Below are 18,870 nucleotides of genomic sequence, written 5' to 3'. Positions count from 1 at the left end.
TCGGAGGCGCTACCTGTCGGCGTTGATGTAGGTGGTGCGGGCAGCAGTCAGTTCCGCCCAATGCGTCTCGAGGCCGCCAAGGGTCGGGCTGACGCCGAGAGTGGGGAGCGGCTGGGAGTGCCCATCGATGTATCGGCACGCTTCCTCAAAGATGCGATTAACGGTCTCGATCGCATCTGGGAGCGCGTCTGCTTTGATCTTTGGGAGGTTCGTCATGCGGACATTGGGCTGGTATCGCTGCGTGACACCTTGTAGAAGCTCAGTCTCTGTGAACACTTCGCACCAGGCGCGGATCCAGTCGTAGCCGGTGCGAACGAGTGCAGCGCGGGCGTCACCGTCCTGCGAGGTTGCGGCCTGGATGGTCTCGTTGATGTTCTTCTTGATGCTGCCAAGGCTGTCCCAGCGTGGACCAGTGGCGCGGGTGATCTTGCCCTTGCCTTCTTCGTCTGTGATCTGGAAGTAGGCGCAGCGCTTGGTGGTTTCCATGAGTGCAAGCAGCGTGCTGGCGAAGAAGATGTCATGGGTGAAGACGATGACCTGGGTCGTCTCCGCGAGGAGAGTGACACGCTGGGCGACCTCGTTGATGCGGCGATGATCGAGGCTGGACACGGGGTCGTCGAAGATCACGGGGGCGGTGATCCCGGCCAAGCGGGCTTCGGCGAGGAAGTCGGCCATGGCGAGAACTTTCTGCTCGCCCTCGGAGAGCACTGCGGAGGGCTTGTGCTTGCCGGTGAGGACCTTGCGTCGCTTGGCGAGGCCTTGCCGGCCGACGAACTCGATGTCGAGGGTGGGGGCTCGCAGGGCAGCGCATTCCTCGGTGAACAGTGCGTCGAAGCTTTCGTTGATCATCTGATCGCTGGCGGTCTTCGCCAACCCGGTGACCGCACGTAGCAGCCCGGGCATGGGCTTGGCCAGGAGGGTCAACCGGTCAGCTTCCTTGGCGTCGCGCACCTGAGCCTCGATCAGCGACCACGACTTTCCAAGTTCGGCGGCGGCTTCGAGCTCGACGAGCTCCTTCCGCTTGGTTGCCAATGTCTCGGTACGAGTTGCGGCCTGCTTCCTCAGTTCCTTCAATGCACTCGTCGTAGACGTCAAGACAACGTTCAACGTCGCGGCGTCCGTGGTCGCGCTCTCGGTGAGTGTGGAGTCGATGGAGGCGCCGGCCTGTAGTTGCTTAGTGATTGTGGCAACGGATAGCAGGGTCCGGTCGAGCTCGAGGTGGTAGTCGGGCTTGTCATCGGTGTCGTCGTACTCGGCGGCGAACGTTGCGGCGTCGCGGATCTCCAGCGAGGTGATTCGTTCTCCGAAGGCGTCGAGTCGCACCTTGGAGGCCGTGATGTCGGCGGTGATCTTGTCCTCGAGATACTCCGAGTACTTGTTGATGAGACCACGTGCGGCATCGTCCAGGGGCTGTCTGCAGTAGAGGCACCGGTCGATGTCGTGCACCCCGAGCTCAACCAAGTGGGCCTCATAGGCTTTGCCGGCCGTAACGAAGGCGCTCCACGTGTCGTCGGGGTCGGCAGGCAGGTCGGCCGCCTCGAACAGGGAGTCTCGGAATGCGCGATAGTCCTTTTGCAATCCGTGAAGTGCCTCGCGTTCACGACTGTATGCGTCTGTGTTGAAGTCGGCGAGGGTCGTGGCGGCATTCGACGCTTGAGTGAGGACTCGTTCAACGCGCTGTTGGATCTTGATCTCTGCGCTGATGGTGTCAGCTTCGAGCGCAGCGACAGTGCGGCGCAACTGAGCGACTCGCGTGTCGACGTCTTCACCCGTGTCGACAAAGCTTTTCAAGTGTTCGAGGTCGGTGGAAGCCCCAAGGGTCTCGATGAGGGGATACACCGTGGCGGTGCGCGTGAAGCGAGAGAGAAGGCCGGTATGACCTGAACGCAGTTCGTGGGCCGCCTGATCAATAGCACTTTGGACTGACTTGATACCAGCGATGACGTGATTGAATAATGCCAACGCGGCGGGTACGTACACGTATTCCAGATCGTCGTCGACGTGGAAGCTGACGGAGGGACTGTCGAAGATCGACATCCGCGTGAACGGGGCGATGCCCTGGCCGCCAGTCCACGTGTAGGTCTTGGTTGTGGATCCGAGGGTATAGCTGATCTCCGCCGACTGTTGCTTCGGTGACGGGGCTTCGATGTCGCCGAGTATCACGTCGGCGGTGCGACTCTTGGCGAGGGCCTTGAAGATTCGGGAGTACCCGGTCTTTCCTGTGCCATTCTCCCCAAAGAGGATGGTCAGTCCGGCGTGGGGCTCGATGACGCCGCCCTCCACCAAGGCGTTCACCCCAACGACGTTGGCTACGGAGGTCAGCGTCAGCGGTTCAATGGCCTCGTCCTCGGACTCGAGGGTCGCGAGAGGCTCTTCTGTAGGCAGCTCTCTGCTGTCGAACGCCTTCTCCTGCCGAAACAGGGCGTATGCCTCGGCTGCTTCATCACTGCTGAGTGGCCCTGCTCCGGTGAGCACGTGCCGAACGATGTACCGCACCCATTCGTCAGAGCTATTGGCCCACTCACTGAGAAGGTCGCGAGGATCGATCCTCTGCGACGTCGCCGTCTCCACTTTCATGCCCCTCCTCGCACTCGAGCGCGAGGTCGGAAGCGACCGTGCTACTCCCCATCCAGTGTAAGTCAGCGATCTCCGTCGTAATCGCTACTATGCCGCCCTCGCGCGTCGGCTGGCAACGGATCCAGGGTGGCCAGGCGCATCGACGCCGTACCTGACGGGCGTGAGAATCCACAGAACCCAGGAGCAGGCAACGGCGCGCGAACTCCTTCCGGGAGGGACGCGATGAAGCATCGAGTGTTCCCTCCGAAGCGCGCTCGGGAGGTACCGCCGGTTCCCGCCGTGCTGCCGCTTGTGGTGCTCGAAGCCCACGCCGACCACCTGGTGATGACGGTCAACGGTGACAAGGCCACCGCCGAGACCATCGCACGCTCCGAGGTAGGGGCGCGGCTGGCGGAGCTGATCGGCGAGTTCGACGTGCCGGCCCGGGTCGAGGTGCACGAGCAGGACGGCACCGTGCGCGCCGACATCCTGCAACCCCCACCCAAGCCCGAACCCCCGGCCGAGCCGGAAGAGGAGCAACCGGAACAGGCGCGCGGGCGGCGCCGCCGCCCGGAGTTGGTGGAGCTAGAGGCGACGGGATTCGTTCCGGGTGAGGAGGTCGCGGTCGCGGTGATCCTGCGGCACGGCTCGGCCGGCCCGGGCGGGCGCGCCCGCGCCCTGATCGACCGGGCCGAGATCCCCGACCCGGATACCGCCGAGGTGGTGCTGCTCGGGCGGATCTCGGGGACGGCGGCGGTGCGGCCTCTCACCTAACACAGGCGAGGCGAGAGGGCCTCGCTCCGTGTCGAGGGAGGCCCCTGTTGCAGAACCGTCCACCCAACGATCTGACCGTCAGCTTGGCACTGGGAGGCCTCGCCGCCACCGCCTCCCTGGCGATGCTGCTGCGTTACCTGGGCAACGTCGCCGCGTTCCTCACCGGGCGCCCGGCGCCGACCGGCGGGCCGGCAACCGGTCTCGGTGTCCTCGCCAGCCCCACGGATCCCGGGGCCGCGATCGGTGCTCCCGGGCTGAATCCGCTCCTGTACTGGTTCCTCGTCGTTCTCACTCTGATCGGCCTGGCCGTGCTGGGCGTGACGGTGTGGCGGCTGGTCCGGCGCAGCCGGGAACGCTCGCGGGTGCACAGCCTCGCCGGGACGGCGAGCAGCGACGAGGTCGCCCGGGTCGCCTCCCGCAAAGCGCTGCAACGACGAGCCGGCACCCTTCGACCTTCGATCCAGGACAAGAAGCCCGACCCGGCTGAAGTCGGCTACCTGCTGGGGACGGCGAAGGGCACCCAGGTGTGGGCGACTGTCGAGGACTCGATGCTCCTCGTCGGCCCGCCGAGATCCGGTAAGGGCCTGCATGTGGTCGTCAATTCGATTCTCGACGCCGCCGGGCCGGTGCTGACCACGAGCACAAGGCCCGACAACTTGACCGTCACGTTGAAGGCCAGGCAGCGCATGGGGCCGGTCGCGGTGTTCGACCCCCAGCACCTCGCGCCGGGGTTGCCGGCGGGAATGCGCTGGTCGGTCGTGCGCGGCTGCGGCGACCCGCTGACCGCGATGATCCGTGCCAAGGGCCTGGCCACCGCGACCGGGTTCGGTGGGGTGTCGGACGGTGGCTTCTGGGAGGGCAAGACCACGGCCGCGATCCAGGCGCTGCTGCACGCTGCGGCCCTGGACGGGCGAGACTCCAAGACGGTCTACCAGTGGTCGCTGAGCCCGGCCGCAGCCGCCGACGCCGTCCGCATCCTCTCCACGAATTCGGACGCCGCGGAGGGGTGGGCGGACTCACTAGACGCGATGATCCAATCCGATCCGAGAACCCGTGACTCGATCTGGCAGGGCGTGAGCCTGTCCTTCGGGTCACTCGCCGATCCGCGGGTCCTCGACGCCGTATCACCCGGCGAGGACGAGCGGTTCGACCCCGAGACGTTCCTGCGGGAGAACGGGACCATGTATCTGCTGGCGACCGGGGCCGGTGCCGGCGCGTCCGCCGCGCTGGTGTCGGCGTTCATCGAGGACATCGTCGAGACCGCCCGGAAGATCGCCGCCCGTTCGGCCGGGGCACGGATGGATCCGCCCCTGCTGCTGGCCCTGGACGAGATCGGGAACCTCGCACCTCTGCCCGCGCTTCCCGTGCTGATGGCCGAGGGCGGCGGCACCGGCATCACCACGCTGCCAGTGCTGCAGTCCCTGGCGCAGGCGCGGGAGCGGTGGGGCGAGAACAACGCGAACGCCTTGTGGGATGCCTCGATCGTGAAGATCATCCTCGGCGGCGCCAGCAACTCCCGGGACTTGCAGGACCTGTCGGCGCTGATCGGGGAACGCGACGAGTCGACCGACTCCGTCACCACCGACGCCTACGGGGCGCACTCGAACCAGCGGTCGATCCGGCGGATCCCGATCATGCCGCCCGAGGTCCTCAGGACGTTGCCGTTCGGCACCGGGGTCGTCATGCTCCGCTCCGCCCGGCCGATCATCACGACCCTGCGCCCCTGGACCGCCAGAGCGGATGCCGCCCAGCTGAAGGCAGACCGGGCCGAGATCGAGCAGCTCCTGCAGCACGCGCACTGACCCCGAGCGGCCCGCGGGGGCGGGCGGGTTGTGGCCCGTACCTGACGTGTGACCCGGCGCAGGGCCGGGCGAGATCTGAGAGGAGACCTCGGTATGCCTATGCCGACCAAGCCCGGCGTGTCCGGGTTCATCGCATCCGACCCGACCCTGTCCTTCACCCGGTACGGCGACGCCCGCTTCTACGCCCGCGTCGGCCTCCACCAGGACGCCGAGCGCGACGAACAGGGCAACTTCCACGAGGTCGAGCCGTACTTCACCGACCTGATCATGTTCGGCCCCTCGGCCGAGCGGGCGCACGCCACCTACCAGAAGGGCGACAACTTCATCGCCCAGGGCCAGGAGCGCACGTATACGCAGAACGTCGAAGGCGAGCAGGTGACCCGGGAGCAGTTCCGGGCCAGCACCATCGGACCGAACGGCAACATCACCACCTTCAGCATCGACCGCACCCCGCACGAGCGGGAGACCCCTGCCGTCGACGCCACCGCCCGCGAGAGCACCTCGCAGCAGGCACCGGCCGTCGACGGCGAAGCGGCCGAGAAGGAGCCCGCCGACCCGGTGGCCGACGTGCTCGCCGAGCGCGAGACCCAGGTCGCCCCCGAAGCCGTCTCCAGCCCGGCCGCGTCGGCGCAGGAACGCGAACCCGTCGCCCGATGACCACCGACGGCACGAGCGGGGCGGCCAGGTTCCTGGTCGCCCTGCACCGTTCGGCGCGACGGCTCGGTGAGGAGGAACCATCATGAGCACGACACCACGGGATCCCGAGCATCCGACTGGCAGCAGTAAAGCCGGGGGCGAGTCGGCCCCGCCGGATCTGGAGAGCCTGCCGCCCGGGGTGCTGCAGCAGGTCAAGAGGATGGTGCAGGCCGAGTACGCCAAGGACCTGCGCACCCAGCTCGGCACCGTGCCCCGCACCATCAACTGGGACGCGCTGACCCCGGAGGACCTCGAGCAGGAGCTCCTCGCGCTGAACGAGTGGGTCGACTGGCTCCGGCACACCTATGGGCTGCCGCCGCAGATCATCCCGCCCATGTGGCACCGCCACGCCGAGTTGCTCTGGGAGCTGTCCGCGCTGCGGCAGCACTGGCTGATCTGCTACGACCAGCAGGCCAAGGGCAATATGGGCGTCGTCTGGCACAGCGACTTCGCCGCCGCCCGCGAACGCCTCCGCGACTGGGTCTCGATCTCCGGCAGCCGCCTCGACCGCGACCGGCCCACCCGCATCACCGCCTGGCCTGGCGGCGAGGCCGACGAATGGACGCCGCCGGACACCAGCGAGCAGCCCGTCACCGAACGCAGCGCCGACTTCGTCGCCTTCGTCCTCGACGCGGTGCGCGCCCGCGGCGAGGAGCAGGACGCGGCCATGCGGGAGATCATCGAGAGCGAATAGGGCACACGCCACCGCGGGGGTCGGCCGGGACGACAACCGTCCCGGCCGACCTCTCTGCCGTCCAGACCCAGCCCCTCCGCCTCGTCTTGCTGGCCTCGCCTGGTCGTGCCCGTACCTGACCGGCATGACCCGCCAGAGTGACCAGTCCACCGGCCGCCGGCTCTACGCCGACCCGGTCGTGCGCGCCGAACCCGACATGGATCGACTCGTCGACCTCGTGCTTCATCTCGCCGACTCCCAGCACCGCGCGGCCACGCTCGCGCGTCCCAGCCGGTCAAGACAGGAGCACGGATCGCCGATCGCAGAATCACTCGCGAACGAGGCCGAACCCAAGGAACAATGAATCACCCTCGACCCGGCCCGGCACCGGCGCGAACGGTTCTCGAGGGCCGATGGAGGATGTCATGACGACCACAACGACCGCAGGGCTGACGCTCGATCTGGAGAACTTGGCGCTCACCGCGGTGACGTACCAGCGGGTGTCGACCGAGGAGCAGGCCGCCAAGGGCGGTCAGCGCGAGGGCTTCTCGATCCCCGCCCAGCGGCAGGCCAACCAGCGCAAGGCCGACGAGATCGGTGCCACCATCGTGGAGGAGTTCGTCGACCCCGGCTACTCCGGGCGCACGCTCAAACGGCCCGACCTGCAGCGGATGCTGAAGTACATCAAGAGCCACCAGGTCACCTACTGCATCGTGCACAAGCTCGACCGGCTTGCCCGCGACCGGCTCGTCGACCTCGAGATCCAACGCGCCCTCATCGAAGCCGGCGTCACCCTCGTCTCGGTGACCGAGAGCATCGACGAGACCCCGTCCGGGACCCTCGTGCACGGCGTCATGTCCGCGATCTCGGAGTTCTACTCCAAGAACCTCGCCGCCGAGGTCACCAAGGGCCTGACCCAGAAGATCGCCACCGGTGGCACGCCGGGCCGCGCGCCGCTGGGCTATCTCAACGTCCGCAAGCACACCGAGGAAGGACGCGAGTACCGCACCGTCGAGGTCGACCCCGAGCGGGCACCCCTGATCCAATGGGCCTTTGCCGCCTACGCCGCTGGCGACACCTCGGTCGAGAAGATCCTCACCGACCTCACCGCCCGCGGCCTGACCACGGTGGCCACACCGCAACGGCCCTCGAAACCGGTCAGCAAGTCCGGCTTCTTCAAACTCCTGCGCAACCCCTACTACATCGGACGGATCCGCTACAACGGCGCCGTTCACGACGGCAACCACCCGCCCATCGTCGACACCGAGGTCTGGGAACGCGTGCAGCGTCTCCTGGACTCCCGCGCCCAGGCTGACGTCCGGTTCCGCAAACACGAACACCCCCTGAAGGGGATCCTGTACTGCGCGACCTGCAAGTCCCGGCTCCACCTGGACTTCGCCCGCAACAAGCAAGGCATCCGCTACGCCTACTACGTCTGCTCCGGCCGGACCAGCAAACGCACCACCTGCACCCGCAAGGCCGTGCCCGTCGGGATCGCTGAGGACCTCGTCACCACCTGCTACCAGCAGATCGGGATCAGCGAGGCCACCTACACGGCCCTGGCCAAGCAGGTCGACACCGCGTTCGATGAGCGCATGGCCTCCCGCTCCCAGGAGCTCGCCGAGCTGACTGCGAACCGCAAACGTCTTCAGGCCGAGAGCGAGAAGCTCCTGGCTGCGCACTTCGCCGACGCCATCGACCTCGACACGCTCAAGCGTCATCAGGACCGGGTCCGCGCCGGCCTCGCGGAGATCGACCGCAAGCTCGAGAACGACCACGAGCAGTACACCGGGCAGCGCAAGTACCTCGCCAGCGCCATGAAGCTGCTGACCTACTGCGCCACGATGTACCGGCAGTCCGACGACGAAGCCAAGCGGCTCGCGAACCAAGCCTTCTTCGACAAGATCTACATCGGCGAAGACGAGCAGCCCGTCGTCGAACTCGCGGAGCCCTTCAACGCACTCACCCCCAACACGCTTTCGCATGTCGGGGGTTCGAGTACGTCAACTACGGTGGAGCTAAGGGGATTCGAACCCCTGACCTCTTCCATGCCATGGAAGCGCGCTACCAACTGCGCCATAGCCCCGTTGAACCTCGTCAACCTTACCTGATGGAGTTCAGACCGCCCAACCCGGGGTCCCCCGCCGGACAGGTGGTCGAGTAGCCGCGAGGAACAAGCGACGTATCGAGACCATCGATCCTGGCGTCCGACGGTCAGCCGGGTTCGTCGACGGGGCGGTCGGTCTGCTCGTCGTCGGAGAGGACCGGCTCGGGGAGGCTGCCGGTGTTCCACTCGGTGAGCCGCCACTCGGCCCAGTCCCCGTGACGGCTCTCCTCGAGGATCGACCAGTTGCAGTTCGCCAGGCCACCGAAGAGCCGCCAGGACGCCACCTCGAAGCCGAGGAACGCGCAAAGACCGGTTCGCAGCAAGGCCCCGTGGGCGACGACCACCAGGGTGTCACCGAGTGGCAGGTCTTCGAGGTGATCCTCGAGCGCCGCCGCGAAGCGACGCCCAGCCTGCTCGTGCGTCTCGCTGCCGGGGATCTTTGTCTCGTCCCCGTTGACCCAGGCCTGCATCCCCTCGGGAAAGGCCTCCCATGCCTGCGGCCACGTCAGACCCTCACGGGCGCCGAAGTCCATCTCCCGGAACCGCTTGTCGAGCTCGACGGGGATGCCGGTGACAGCACTGAGCGCGGCGGCCGTCGATGCCGCCCGCTTGAGATCGGACGACAGGATGCGACTCGGCTCGAGCGCCGCAAGGTAGCCGGCAGCATCGCGCGCCTGCGCAACCCCGACCTCGTCGAGCGGCACGTCGCTCTGGCCCTGGACGCGGCCCGCGAGGTTCCACGCCGTGCGCCCGTGCCGCCAGACGATGACGCGACGCGAACGGGTCATTGCGGCAGCCCGAGCTCGATGGTCGGGCAGTCGCTCCACAGCCGTTCGAGGGCGTAGAACGCGCGCTCCTCGACGTGCTGGATGTGGACGACGATGTCGGCGTAGTCGAGCAACACCCACCGGCCTTCGCGCTCTCCCTCACGGCGGATCGGCTTGGCGCCCAGGCCGTGGAGCTTCTCCTCGACGGCGTCGCGGATGGCTGACATCTGCGGCGGGTTGGCACCCGAGCACAGGACGAAGGCATCGGTGATGACGAGTTGGTCGGACACGTCGAAGGCGACGATGTCGGTGGCTTGCTTGTCATCGGCGGCCGCGGCTGCGGCACGCGCGAGTTCGAGAGCGCGGTCGGTGGCGGTCATGCTGAATCCTTGGAGTGGTAGAGGCGGTGCTTACCGATGTACTGGACGACCCCGTCGGGGACGAGGTACCAGACCGGCTCGCCTTTCTGGACGCGCTGCCGGCAGTCGGTCGACGAGATCGCCAGCGCCGGGATCTCGACCAACGTCACCCGGTCGGCCGGCAGCCCCTCGAGCGTCTTCTCGTCCATCTCGTGGCCGGGGCGGGTGCATCCGACGAAGTGCGCGAGATCGAACAGCTCGTCGTGGTCGCGCCAGGTGAGGATCGCGGCCATCGCGTCGGCACCGGTGATGAAGTACAGGTCGGCGTCGGGGTGTTGCGCGGAGAGGTCCCGCAGCGTGTCGATCGTGTAGGTCGGTCCGTGTCGTTCGATGTCGACCCGGCTCACCTGGAAGCGCGGGTTGGCCGCGGTCGCGATCACCGTCATGAGGTAGCGATCCTCCGGCGGTGAGACCGTCCGGTCGGCCTTCTGCCAGGGCTGCCCGGTGGGCACGAAGATGACCTCGTCGAGGTCGAACCACGACTGCACCTCGCTCGCGGCGACGAGGTGCCCGTGGTGGATGGGATCGAACGTCCCGCCCATCACACCGATGCGGCGGCGTTCGCTGGCGGCCATGTGGCTCAGGTGTGGTCGCGGCCCTTGCCGAAGGCGAGGAGGACGAACAGCAACACCAGGAGGATGCCCAGCGCGGCCACCCCGACGAGGGCCGGATGAACGGCCGGCTCGTGCGCGGCTTCCTCGGCGAACTTCAGCAGATCGAGCATGTGCTTAATCTACCAGCGCGATCAGCGGGGCCGAGCGATGGCGTGATCTGACCTTCCCGCGCCATCCCAACGCGCGCGAAATCGCCGTGGCGCTCGTGCGCAGCGCGGGCACAACCCGTTGAGGTATCGACCGATCATTAGGGACGATCAACGAGAGCGCGGCGCACACCGTGCCGAGCGCGTCGCGAATCGGCGCGGAGATTCCGGCGGTGTCGGGCGACAGCCACGCGTCGAGCCGGCAGAAGTCGTCACGTCGCGCCCGAGCCAGCACCCCTTCGACCTCCTCGCGCGTCGGCACGTGTACCGCGGCGAACGGGGGCGGTCCCGCGACCAACCAGTAGTCGGAGATGTCCTCCTCGATGATCTGCTCGACGCGCTCACGGTCGTCGAGGAACGCGGCTAGCAGCAGACCCGAGGAGTTGATCTTGGCCGGCATCCGCTCGCCGGTCTGTGTGATGTTGGTGATCGCACCACGCGCTCGCAACCGTTCCACGTAAAGCACCTCCGTGCCGTCGAGCACGGCCAGCTGGGTGTTGTGGCCGACGGTCGCGTGGAGATCCTGCATGAACGGCAGGGCGACCGTTCGGACCGCGGTGGCGTTGGACGCCCGGTAACCGAGCTCCCACAGCCGGACGGAGGCTCGAAGCCGGTCGCCCTCCCCCACGCGTTCGAGCAGCCCGACACGGACCAGCTCGCCCACGTACCGGTAGACGGTCGGTAGCGGGATGCCCGTCCGCTCGGCGAGCTGCGCCACGGAGAGGGCGGGACACGACGGCGTGAACGACTCCAGGATGCGCAGCACCCGGCCCAAGTACGAGTTGTCGCTGCTGTGATCCTTCACGCCGCCGCCTCTCTCACCGCACGCCGGTGAAGTCGAAGTCCTCCTCGACGACCCGGTGCGTTAACTCCCAGTAGTCCGCCAACTCCAGCGGCCAGTTCTGAGAGACACGACCGTACTGGTTCTGATACCACGTCGATACGCCGGGAACTCCCCAGGCCCGAAGTCGGTTCGCCGCATCGACACGCTCCGCGAAGCGCTCGTAGGCTTCCACGGTCGGCGCCATCGCCTCCGCGTGGCGCCGCACGAGGGTTTCCAGGCATCGCACGACGTACTCCGCCGCGCACTCGGACATGAACACGATGCTGCCGTTCGCGGCCAGCCCCGAATTGGGTCCCAGCAGCATGAACAGGTTCGGGAACCCGGGAACGCTCGTCGTCGCGTACGCTCGTGCGTCACCCTTCCAGTGCTCGCTCAGCGTCCGTCCCTCGCGTCCCACGATCCGCATCGGCGCGAGGAACTCCTCAGCCCGGAACCCGGTGGCGAAGACGATGACGTCGGCTTCGACCGAGCTGCCGTCTGCGGCGATGAGCCGCCGGCCCTCCACCCGAACGACGCCGCTGCGGACGACATCGACATGATCACGACGCAGAGCACGTCCCCAGGAGCCGTCGTCGCGCAGCATCCGCTTCGCGCCCGGCGGATAGCTGGGGGTGCACACGGCGAGCAGGTCCGGACGGTCGGCGAACTGGCCGCGCAAAGCGTCGAGCAACTCCTCGCGGAATTCGGCGTTCAGTCGTGACACTGTGCCCGGCTCCGACCAGCCGGGGTCGACCTCGACCAGTGGAAGCCACGCCTCCATCGAGGCCACGAACTGCCAGAACCGGTACCACCGTCCGTAGCCGGGGACCTGTTCGAAAAGCCTCCGCTGCGCCCCGTCGATGGGCTGCGTGTAGTGCGGCGTGGGCAGCATCCACGGGGCGTTACGCTGGAAGACGGTGAGCCGGGCGACGTCGTCCACCACCGACGGGACGATCTGGAAGGCGCTGGCCCCCGTCCCCACGACCGCGACCTCGCGCCCGGCCAGCTCTACGCCGTGGTCCCACGTCGCCGAGTGCATGACGTCCCCGGGAAACTCGTCCAACCCGGGAATGTTGGGGATGCGAGGTCGGTTGAGCTGTCCCACGGCCGTCACCAGCACGTCGCAGCGGTACACCTCCCTGCCCTGTGGCGCATGGACGGTCACGACCCATTCGGCGGTCGACTCCTCCCACACGGCCTCCTCGACCTCGCGGCCGAAGCGCATGGCGTCGCGCAGCCGGAACTGCGAGGAGACCTCGATCAGATAGTCACGCAGATCCGGCTGCCGCGAGAAGTGATCCGGCCACACCGGACGCTGGGCGAAGCTGTAGCTGTAGGTGAAGTTTGGGGTGTCGAGTCGGCACCCCGGATAGGTGTTCTCCCACCAGGTACCGCCGACCTCTTCGTTCTTGTCGAGCACAGTGACTTCGACTCCCGCTGCCCGTAGATTCACCGCAGCCGCCAGTCCGGAAACTCCCGCGCCGACCACGACGGCGCGCAGTCCCGACGCCGTCAAGTCCACCGGTGTCGGCGGGCCGACGAGCTCATGACGCAGGAGATCATCGGCGCCGTCGCGAAGCCGGCCGGCGAGGAAGGACACGCTCGGCTCGATGAGTTCCTCACGCAACGCGGGTTCGCGACCGAGGACGTCGGGCAACGCCGCCGCGATGAGCTCCTTCGCACGCTCGACCGCCGGCTCGTCCATGCCGCCGTGTTTGACGAGGCGGGCGCCGCGCTGACGGTGCGGCGGAGCGAGCTCGGGGTCGAGGAAGTCGCGGTCACCCGTGGCATGCGCCATGGCTGCCAGCAGGGGCGGGATCTCCGCCCCTGCCAGCAATTCCTCGATCTGGTCCACACTCACGAGGGGAAGCGTCACCGATCCTCACCCCGGTCGGCGAACATCGCAAGCACCTTCGCGAGCTCGGCGGGCAGCTCGACGTTGGGCGCGTGGCCGCAGTCCATCGTGAGCGCCTCGCCGTGCGGCGCGAGGTCCGCCAGCTGCTTCGCCCAGCCCTGGTCGAGCAGTCGGTCGCGGGCGCCCTCGACGAACAACACCGGAAGCCGCAACTCGGCGAGCCGGGCGAGGAACGGGTCCTTCACGTCCGGGCGCTCGGCCCGGGGGTTGCGCAGGCGGGGGGCGTTCATCGCTTCCCAGTGCCCCGGCACGAGGCTGTTCTCGAGCCGCTGACGCGCATGCTCCTCGAAGGCGTCTGCATCAGCGACGAGCCACGACGTGAGCCGGCGCGCGTCCTCGATGGTGGGATCGAAGCTCCCGATCGCCTCGACCCCTTCCGGAACGCGATAGAGCCCACCGGCCCCGGTGATGCTCACGACTCCCCGGGCGCGCCACGGATTCTCCGGCTCGAGGGCGGCACGCAGGGCCAGGGAACCGCCGAAGGAGGTGCCGACCGAGACCACCTCGTCGAGATCGAGAGTCTCCACCAGCCGCGCGACCTGGCGGATCTTCGACGGATAGGGCGCCTCGCCGAAGTGCACCACCTTGTCGGAGCCGCCCCATCCCAGCAGGTCGGGGGCGACGAGATGGAAGCGGGCTTCCAGCTCCTCGATCACGTCAGACCAGCAGAGCTCGGCGCTGGCGCCGAAACCGCCGTCGTGGATCAACAGCAGCGTCGGTCGGGAACGGTCCCCTGCCTCGATGTACCGCGTGCGGAGCCCATCGATGACGGTGGTGTGGATACGAGCCATGGGTCAGCCTTTCGTCGTGGTGGGGGTGGCGGCGGCCGCCGCGGAGATGTCCTGGCCGGTGCGGTCCTTGACCTTCCAGACCACCGCGAGCGCGATGAGCGCCCAGAGCGCGAGGTAGGCCGCGACCGGCATCGTGGAGCCCGTCGAGGTCTGCAGGGCCGAGGCGATGGTGGGCGCGAAGCCGCCGCCGATGATCGAGCCCAAGGCGTAACCGAGCGAGGCGCCGGTGAAACGGACCTGGGCGGGGAACATCTCGGCGTACATCGCCGACTGCTGTCCGTACGAGAAGCTCAGGCCCACGGCGAGACCCGCCAGCGCCACGACGAGCGCGACGTAGGAACCGGTGTCGATGAGCAGGAACATCGGGAACACCCAGACCGCCAGGCTGATGAACCCGATCTTGTAGGTGTTGACGCGACCGATCCGGTCCGAGAGCGCGCCGGCCCAAATGGTTAACGCGATCCACAGCACGTTGACGACCGCGATGATCGTCAGCACACCGGTGCGATTGAGCCCGAGGGAGTTCGTCGAGTAGCTCAGCACGTAGCCGCCGAGCACCATGTAAGCGGCGGCGTTGACACCGGCGTACGCCCAGGTGGCCTGGAACAACTCGGTCTTGTGACGCTTCAGCACCTGCGCGATCGGGGCGGAGGCGCGCTTGCTGGTCTGTTCCAACTCCTCGAACACCGGGCTCTCACCCACGCGGCGGCGGATGTACAGACCGACCACCAGGAGCACGATGCTGCCAAGGAACGGCAGGCGCCAGCCCCACGCCATGAACTGCTCGGCCGTGGTCGTGGCGCTGACGATCGCGAGCGCTCCCGTGGCCAGCAACATGCCCGCAGCGGCACCGATCTGCGGGAAGGAACCGAAGTACCCGCGGCGGTGATCCGGCGCGTGCTCCACCGCCATGAGCGCGGCGGCACCCCACTCGCCGCCCGTCGAGAGGCCCTGGACGATGCGCAGCAGCACCAGCATCAGCGGGGCGAGCACGCCGATCTGCGCCGCAGTCGGCGTCAGGCCCATGAGGACCGTCGCGGTGCCCATCATCGTCAAGGTGACGACAAGCAGCCTCTTACGTCCGATGCGGTCGCCCAGGTGGCCCGCGATGGCCGCGCCGAGTGGCCGGAAGAAGAACGAGATGCCGACCGACATGAAAGCGACGATCTGCGCCATGGCGCCCGACGTCGCGTGCGAGAAGTACAGCGGCGCGAACACCAGCGCTGCCGCGTTGGCGTAGATGAAGAAGTCGTACCACTCGATGGTGGTGCCGATCATGGTGCCGGCGAGCACCTTACGTTGCTCGGCCGCGGTCGATCGCGGACCGCGGGTGCCGATGGGTGAGGTCACGGGATACTCCTGTCTGTTTCACGCCACCAGTAGCGGCGTGGGCCACGTCACATGGCCAGACGAGGATGGCGTTCCCGGGCCCTACCCTCCAACCAGGATTATCGGGATCCGAGAACCGCGATCAGCGGACCTGCCCGTCGCCGGTCACGATGTACGTCGTCGTGGTCATCTCCTGCAACCCCATGGGCCCGCGGGCGTGCAGCTTCTGCGTCGAGATGCCGATCTCCGCACCGAAGCCGAACTCGCCACCATCAGTGAACCGCGTCGACGCATTGACCATCACGGCGGCCGAGTCGACCCCGCGGGTGAAGCGGTGTGCCGCCTCGAGCGAGCGGGTGACGATGGCCTCGGTGTGGCCCGACGAATAGCGGCGGATGTGCGCGATCGCGTCATCGACCGAACCGACGACCCGCGCCGAGATCTCCGACGCGAGGAACTCCGTCGCGTACGCCTCCTCGGTGACCGCTTGGACGGCCGGGTCGACGGCCATGAACGCCGGGTCGCCGTGGATCACCACGCCGTGCTCACGGAGCGCGGCGACCACCCGCGGGAGGAACTCGTCCGCGACGGCCTTGTGCACGAGCAGCGACTCCGCCGCGTTGCACACGCTCGTGCGGTGCGTCTTGGAGTTGATGACGATGTCCAGCGCCATGTCCAGGTCCGCGTCGGCGTCGACGTACACGTGGACGTTGCCGGTGCCCGTCTCGATGACCGGCACGGTCGACTCCTCCACGACCGTGCGGATCAGCCCGGCACCGCCGCGCGGGATCACGAGATCGACCAGGCCCCGTGCCTGCATGAGGTGCGTCGCGGTCGAGCGGTCCTCTGCCGAGATCGCTTGCACCACGTCGGCCGGGAGACCGGTCGCGGCGACGGCCTCGCGCATGATCTCCACGATCACGGCGTTGGACCGCGCGGCGCTCCTGGAACCGCGCAGCAGCGAGGCGTTCCCTGCTTTGAGGCAGATCGCGGCGGCATCCGCCGTGACGTTGGGCCGCCCCTCGTAGATCATCCCGATGACGCCCATCGGGACGCGGATCTGACGCAGCTCCAACCCGTTGGGCAGAGTCGAGCCACGCACGACCTCCCCGACAGGGTCGGGAAGCGCGGCGACGTCACGGACGCCCTGGGCGAAGCTCGTGACGCGGCCTTCGTCGAGCGCGAGCCGGTCGATGACGTTCTCCGGAGTACCATCGGCACGCGCTGCCGCGACGTCGGCGTCGTTCGCCTCCAGGATGCGGCCGGTGGACTGCACCAGGGCCTCGGCCATGGCGATCAATGCCGCGTCCTTGTCGGCGCGCGTGGCGAGTGCCAGCACAGCCGCTGCCTCGCGAGCGCGACGGGCGGCGTCGTGAACGTGCTCCTTCATGCCCGCATTCTAGGCTCTGCCTCGCGCTCCTAGGATGGGTTGGTGCTGGGACGGGTGCTGACGAGTGTGTGGAGACAGCTCACCACGGTCGCACCAGCGCATCGCGACCACTGGATCGCGGTGCGAGCAGGCGTGAGTGTGGCGATGCCGCTGCTGCTCCTGTGGTCGCTCGACCGGCTCGATCTCGCGCTCGGGGCCGCCTTCGGTGCGTTCACGGCGTTGTACGGCCGTGCGCACAGCCACCGTCCACGCGCGGCGATGCAGGCGACCGCCGCGCCGGTTCTCGTCGGCGGTGTGGGCATCGGGGCCACAGTCTCCACGACAGGGTCCCCCGCCCTCTGGGGCACCGTCGCCGTTGCCGTCATGGCGGCCGTCGCGACGCTGTGCTCACTGGCCTTCCGTTGGCACCCGCCAGGCGCGATCTTCGCAGTTTTCGCGGTGGGCGCCACGGCGGGCCACCCCACGCCGCCGGAACTCGTCGGACCGCTCCTGGGCGTTGCCAGCCTCAGCGCGTTGTTCGCGATGGGCATCTCGGCGCTCGGGGCCGTCCTGCCGAAGCGACGGCGCCGCGAAGTGTCATGGGATGCCGGTGTGGCCGCCGCGCTGCGCTCCCCTGCTGCCCGAGAGGACGTCGCTCTCACCGCGTTCGCCGTCGGCACCGCCACGTGGTGCGGAGCGCTCACCGGGATCGGCCACGAGTACTGGGCCGGGGTGGCCGCGGCAGCGGCTTTCGCCGCGACCTCGAGCACGGTGCGGGTGGCACGGGCCGTCATGCGCAGCGTCGGAACCGTGGCCGGCGTTCTCGTGGCCGGCCTACTGCTGACGCTCGACCCGTCTCCGCTCGCCACGATCCTCGTCGTGGTCGCGCTGCAGGTGGTCACCGAAGTCCTCATCGGGCGCAACTACGTTCTCGCGCTCCTCACGATCACCCCGTTGGCGCTGCTGATGGTGCATCTGGCGTCCCCGGCTCCTGCCGGTGAGCTCATGGTCGAGCGCGTTGTGATGACCGTGCTCGGAGGCGCCGTGGGCGTCCTCTGGGTGGTCGTAGCCCACGTCGCCCGGCCACGCCGAGACCGTTGAGCCTCAGCCCTCGAGCTCGGCCAGCCGCTCTTCGGCGTCGGTGAGCTTGTTGCCGTCGACGGCGACCACGCGGTGGAACCAGGTGACGGCCTCGTCGCGGCGCCCCGCGGCGAGGAGCGTGTCCGCGTACGCGTAGCGGAGCCGAGCCACCCAATCGGCGCGGTTCTTGCTCAGCAGGTTCTCGGTCTCGAGCAGCTGAAGCGCAGCCTCGAGCTGTCCCATGTCGCGGCGGGCGCCCGCCATGACGATGGTGAGCTCGGCGTTGCCGGCTTCGTCGAGATGAGCGCGGATGTCGGGGGTGTCGTATTCGAGCGCCTTCTCAGGGCGCTTCAGCGCACGCTCGCAGTCGGCCATCATGGCGGCGTAGATCAACCGGCCGGTGATACGGCGCGCAGCTCGAAACTCCGAGAGCGCTTCAGACCAATTACCGAGCGCATAGGCGGTCTCGCCGGTCGCCTCACGCACCAGGCCATTGCGCATAGCGCGAGCGCGCGCGGCGAGCGCGTGCTGGTGGGCCAGGGCAGGGTCTTCATGCAGCAGGGAGCCGGCCATCACGAGGTGGCGAGCCACCTTCTCGGCGAGCTTCGGCGGAAGGCCTTGAAGTTCCTGGCGAGCGAAGCGGTCGAGATCCTTGGCACTCACGTCGTCCGGGATCGGCGGACCGTCGTAGGTCTTCTGCGCGTCCGTGCGTTCCTTGGGTTCGGGGCGGCGTCCGCGCGGGGGTCCGCTTCGCTGGCCGCCGGCGGGAGCACCGCCACGGCCACCACGGCGCTCAGGTGCACCAGGACGACCGGTCCGCTTCTGCGGGCCCTTGCCCGCGCCCCCACGACCCTGACTCGGGCGGGGCCTCTTCGATTCAGCCATGACTCTTCCTTGATACCAGGGTTCTCACCCTCGCGGGGATCCTGGGGGTAAATGCAGCGAGGCCGCCCCAGGGTTGGGGCGGCCTCGCGCTGTGTGGTTGTCCGGCGACGTCCTACTCTCCCAC

General features: G+C 68.1%; 17 protein-coding genes, 1 tRNA gene and 1 pseudogene. 7 read left to right on the top strand and 12 right to left on the bottom strand.

From position 1 onward, the window contains the following. Positions 1–9: 9 nt before the first annotated feature. The gene (locus tag EHW97_RS13715; protein ID WP_124237740.1) at positions 10–2,577 is read right to left on the bottom strand and encodes an AAA family ATPase; all 2,568 of its coding nucleotides are present in this window, start codon (positions 2,575–2,577) and stop codon (positions 10–12) included. A gap of 279 nt (positions 2,578–2,856) precedes the next feature. Here EHW97_RS13715 and EHW97_RS13710 point away from each other — a divergent pair, with 279 nt between their 5' ends. The 6 genes and pseudogenes from EHW97_RS13710 to EHW97_RS15990 form a co-directional block, all read left to right on the top strand. Further along, complete coding sequence (locus EHW97_RS13710; RefSeq protein WP_124237739.1) at positions 2,857–3,330, top strand: hypothetical protein; 474 nt, start codon at positions 2,857–2,859, stop codon at positions 3,328–3,330. Positions 3,331–3,377: 47 nt separating this feature from the next. Continuing rightward, positions 3,378–5,132, top strand: coding sequence for a type IV secretory system conjugative DNA transfer family protein (locus EHW97_RS13705; RefSeq protein WP_243696459.1), 1,755 nt, complete (start codon positions 3,378–3,380; stop codon positions 5,130–5,132). Between the two features lie 93 nt (positions 5,133–5,225). Further along, positions 5,226–5,789 carry a single-stranded DNA-binding protein gene (locus EHW97_RS13700; protein ID WP_124237738.1) on the top strand — a complete coding sequence of 188 codons (564 nt, stop codon included), beginning with the start codon at positions 5,226–5,228 and terminating at the stop codon, positions 5,787–5,789. An 82-nt stretch (positions 5,790–5,871) separates the two neighbouring features. After that, positions 5,872–6,522 carry a hypothetical protein gene (locus tag EHW97_RS13695; protein WP_124237737.1) on the top strand — a complete coding sequence of 217 codons (651 nt, stop codon included), beginning with the start codon at positions 5,872–5,874 and terminating at the stop codon, positions 6,520–6,522. Positions 6,523–6,646: 124 nt separating this feature from the next. Then, a complete protein-coding gene (locus EHW97_RS13690; RefSeq protein ID WP_124237736.1) occupies positions 6,647–6,865 on the top strand; it encodes a hypothetical protein in 219 nt (72 codons plus the stop codon). Positions 6,866–6,914: 49 nt separating this feature from the next. Continuing rightward, a pseudogene (locus EHW97_RS15990) lies at positions 6,915–7,955 on the top strand (recombinase family protein); the annotation flags it as partial. A gap of 559 nt (positions 7,956–8,514) precedes the next feature. Here the strand turns inward: EHW97_RS15990 and EHW97_RS13680 are convergent. The 10 genes from EHW97_RS13680 to EHW97_RS13640 form a co-directional block, all read right to left on the bottom strand. Continuing rightward, positions 8,515–8,587 (bottom strand) — tRNA-Ala (locus EHW97_RS13680). Positions 8,588–8,715: 128 nt separating this feature from the next. Further along, positions 8,716–9,396 carry a histidine phosphatase family protein gene (locus EHW97_RS13675; protein ID WP_124237735.1) on the bottom strand — a complete coding sequence of 227 codons (681 nt, stop codon included), beginning with the start codon at positions 9,394–9,396 and terminating at the stop codon, positions 8,716–8,718. Further along, on the bottom strand, positions 9,393–9,755 hold the full coding sequence (gene rsfS, locus EHW97_RS13670) for a ribosome silencing factor (protein ID WP_124237734.1): 363 nt from the start codon (positions 9,753–9,755) through the stop codon (positions 9,393–9,395). Before rsfS ends, EHW97_RS13675 begins: the two co-directional genes overlap by 4 nt. Next, entirely contained in the window at positions 9,752–10,369 is a 618-nt protein-coding gene (gene nadD / locus EHW97_RS13665) for a nicotinate-nucleotide adenylyltransferase (protein ID WP_124237733.1), read from the bottom strand. Before nadD ends, rsfS begins: the two co-directional genes overlap by 4 nt. Before the next feature lie 5 nt (positions 10,370–10,374). Further along, positions 10,375–10,518 carry a hypothetical protein gene (locus EHW97_RS15395; RefSeq protein ID WP_166367515.1) on the bottom strand — a complete coding sequence of 48 codons (144 nt, stop codon included), beginning with the start codon at positions 10,516–10,518 and terminating at the stop codon, positions 10,375–10,377. Between the two features lie 4 nt (positions 10,519–10,522). Further along, positions 10,523–11,359, bottom strand: a complete 837-nt coding sequence (locus EHW97_RS13660; RefSeq protein WP_124237732.1) for an IclR family transcriptional regulator — start codon at positions 11,357–11,359, stop codon at positions 10,523–10,525. A 13-nt stretch (positions 11,360–11,372) separates the two neighbouring features. Next, entirely contained in the window at positions 11,373–13,253 is a 1,881-nt protein-coding gene (locus EHW97_RS13655; RefSeq protein ID WP_124237731.1) for a flavin-containing monooxygenase, read from the bottom strand. After that, a complete protein-coding gene (locus tag EHW97_RS13650; RefSeq protein ID WP_124237730.1) occupies positions 13,250–14,083 on the bottom strand; it encodes an alpha/beta fold hydrolase in 834 nt (277 codons plus the stop codon). Before EHW97_RS13650 ends, EHW97_RS13655 begins: the two co-directional genes overlap by 4 nt. A gap of 3 nt (positions 14,084–14,086) precedes the next feature. Further along, positions 14,087–15,433 carry an MFS transporter gene (locus tag EHW97_RS13645; RefSeq protein WP_243696457.1) on the bottom strand — a complete coding sequence of 449 codons (1,347 nt, stop codon included), beginning with the start codon at positions 15,431–15,433 and terminating at the stop codon, positions 14,087–14,089. Positions 15,434–15,554: 121 nt separating this feature from the next. Beyond that, the gene (locus tag EHW97_RS13640; RefSeq protein ID WP_124237729.1) at positions 15,555–16,802 is read right to left on the bottom strand and encodes a glutamate-5-semialdehyde dehydrogenase; all 1,248 of its coding nucleotides are present in this window, start codon (positions 16,800–16,802) and stop codon (positions 15,555–15,557) included. 42 nt (positions 16,803–16,844) lie between these two features. Between EHW97_RS13640 and EHW97_RS13635 the strand changes: the two genes are divergently transcribed. Next, positions 16,845–17,882 (top strand): FUSC family protein, encoded by a 1,038-nt coding sequence (locus tag EHW97_RS13635; protein WP_124237728.1) that lies wholly within the window; start codon positions 16,845–16,847, stop codon positions 17,880–17,882. Between the two features lie 3 nt (positions 17,883–17,885). Here the strand turns inward: EHW97_RS13635 and EHW97_RS13630 are convergent, their stop codons facing one another. Continuing rightward, the gene (locus tag EHW97_RS13630; RefSeq protein WP_124237727.1) at positions 17,886–18,746 is read right to left on the bottom strand and encodes a tetratricopeptide repeat protein; all 861 of its coding nucleotides are present in this window, start codon (positions 18,744–18,746) and stop codon (positions 17,886–17,888) included. Positions 18,747–18,870 lie beyond the last annotated feature (124 nt).

The sequence above is a fragment of the Aeromicrobium camelliae genome (assembly GCF_003850045.1).
GTDB classification, from domain to species: Bacteria; Actinomycetota; Actinomycetes; order Propionibacteriales; family Nocardioidaceae; genus Aeromicrobium; species Aeromicrobium camelliae.
Note: the sequence above shows the minus strand (reverse complement) of the source record. Positions and strands in the feature narration are given on the sequence as shown.

Coding starts and splice junctions, on each gene's coding strand:
- EHW97_RS13695 (WP_124237737.1), top strand. CDS start 5,872: ATGAGCACGACACCACGGGATCCCGAGCATCCGACTGGCAGCAGTAAA.
- EHW97_RS13640 (WP_124237729.1), bottom strand. CDS start 16,802: ATGAAGGAGCACGTTCACGACGCCGCCCGTCGCGCTCGCGAGGCAGCG.
- EHW97_RS15395 (WP_166367515.1), bottom strand. CDS start 10,518: ATGCTCGATCTGCTGAAGTTCGCCGAGGAAGCCGCGCACGAGCCGGCC.
- EHW97_RS13675 (WP_124237735.1), bottom strand. CDS start 9,396: ATGACCCGTTCGCGTCGCGTCATCGTCTGGCGGCACGGGCGCACGGCG.
- EHW97_RS13650 (WP_124237730.1), bottom strand. CDS start 14,083: ATGGCTCGTATCCACACCACCGTCATCGATGGGCTCCGCACGCGGTAC.
- rsfS (WP_124237734.1), bottom strand. CDS start 9,755: ATGACCGCCACCGACCGCGCTCTCGAACTCGCGCGTGCCGCAGCCGCG.
- EHW97_RS13715 (WP_124237740.1), bottom strand. CDS start 2,577: ATGAAAGTGGAGACGGCGACGTCGCAGAGGATCGATCCTCGCGACCTT.
- EHW97_RS13630 (WP_124237727.1), bottom strand. CDS start 18,746: ATGGCTGAATCGAAGAGGCCCCGCCCGAGTCAGGGTCGTGGGGGCGCG.
- EHW97_RS13690 (WP_124237736.1), top strand. CDS start 6,647: ATGACCCGCCAGAGTGACCAGTCCACCGGCCGCCGGCTCTACGCCGAC.
- nadD (WP_124237733.1), bottom strand. CDS start 10,369: ATGGCCGCCAGCGAACGCCGCCGCATCGGTGTGATGGGCGGGACGTTC.
- EHW97_RS13700 (WP_124237738.1), top strand. CDS start 5,226: ATGCCTATGCCGACCAAGCCCGGCGTGTCCGGGTTCATCGCATCCGAC.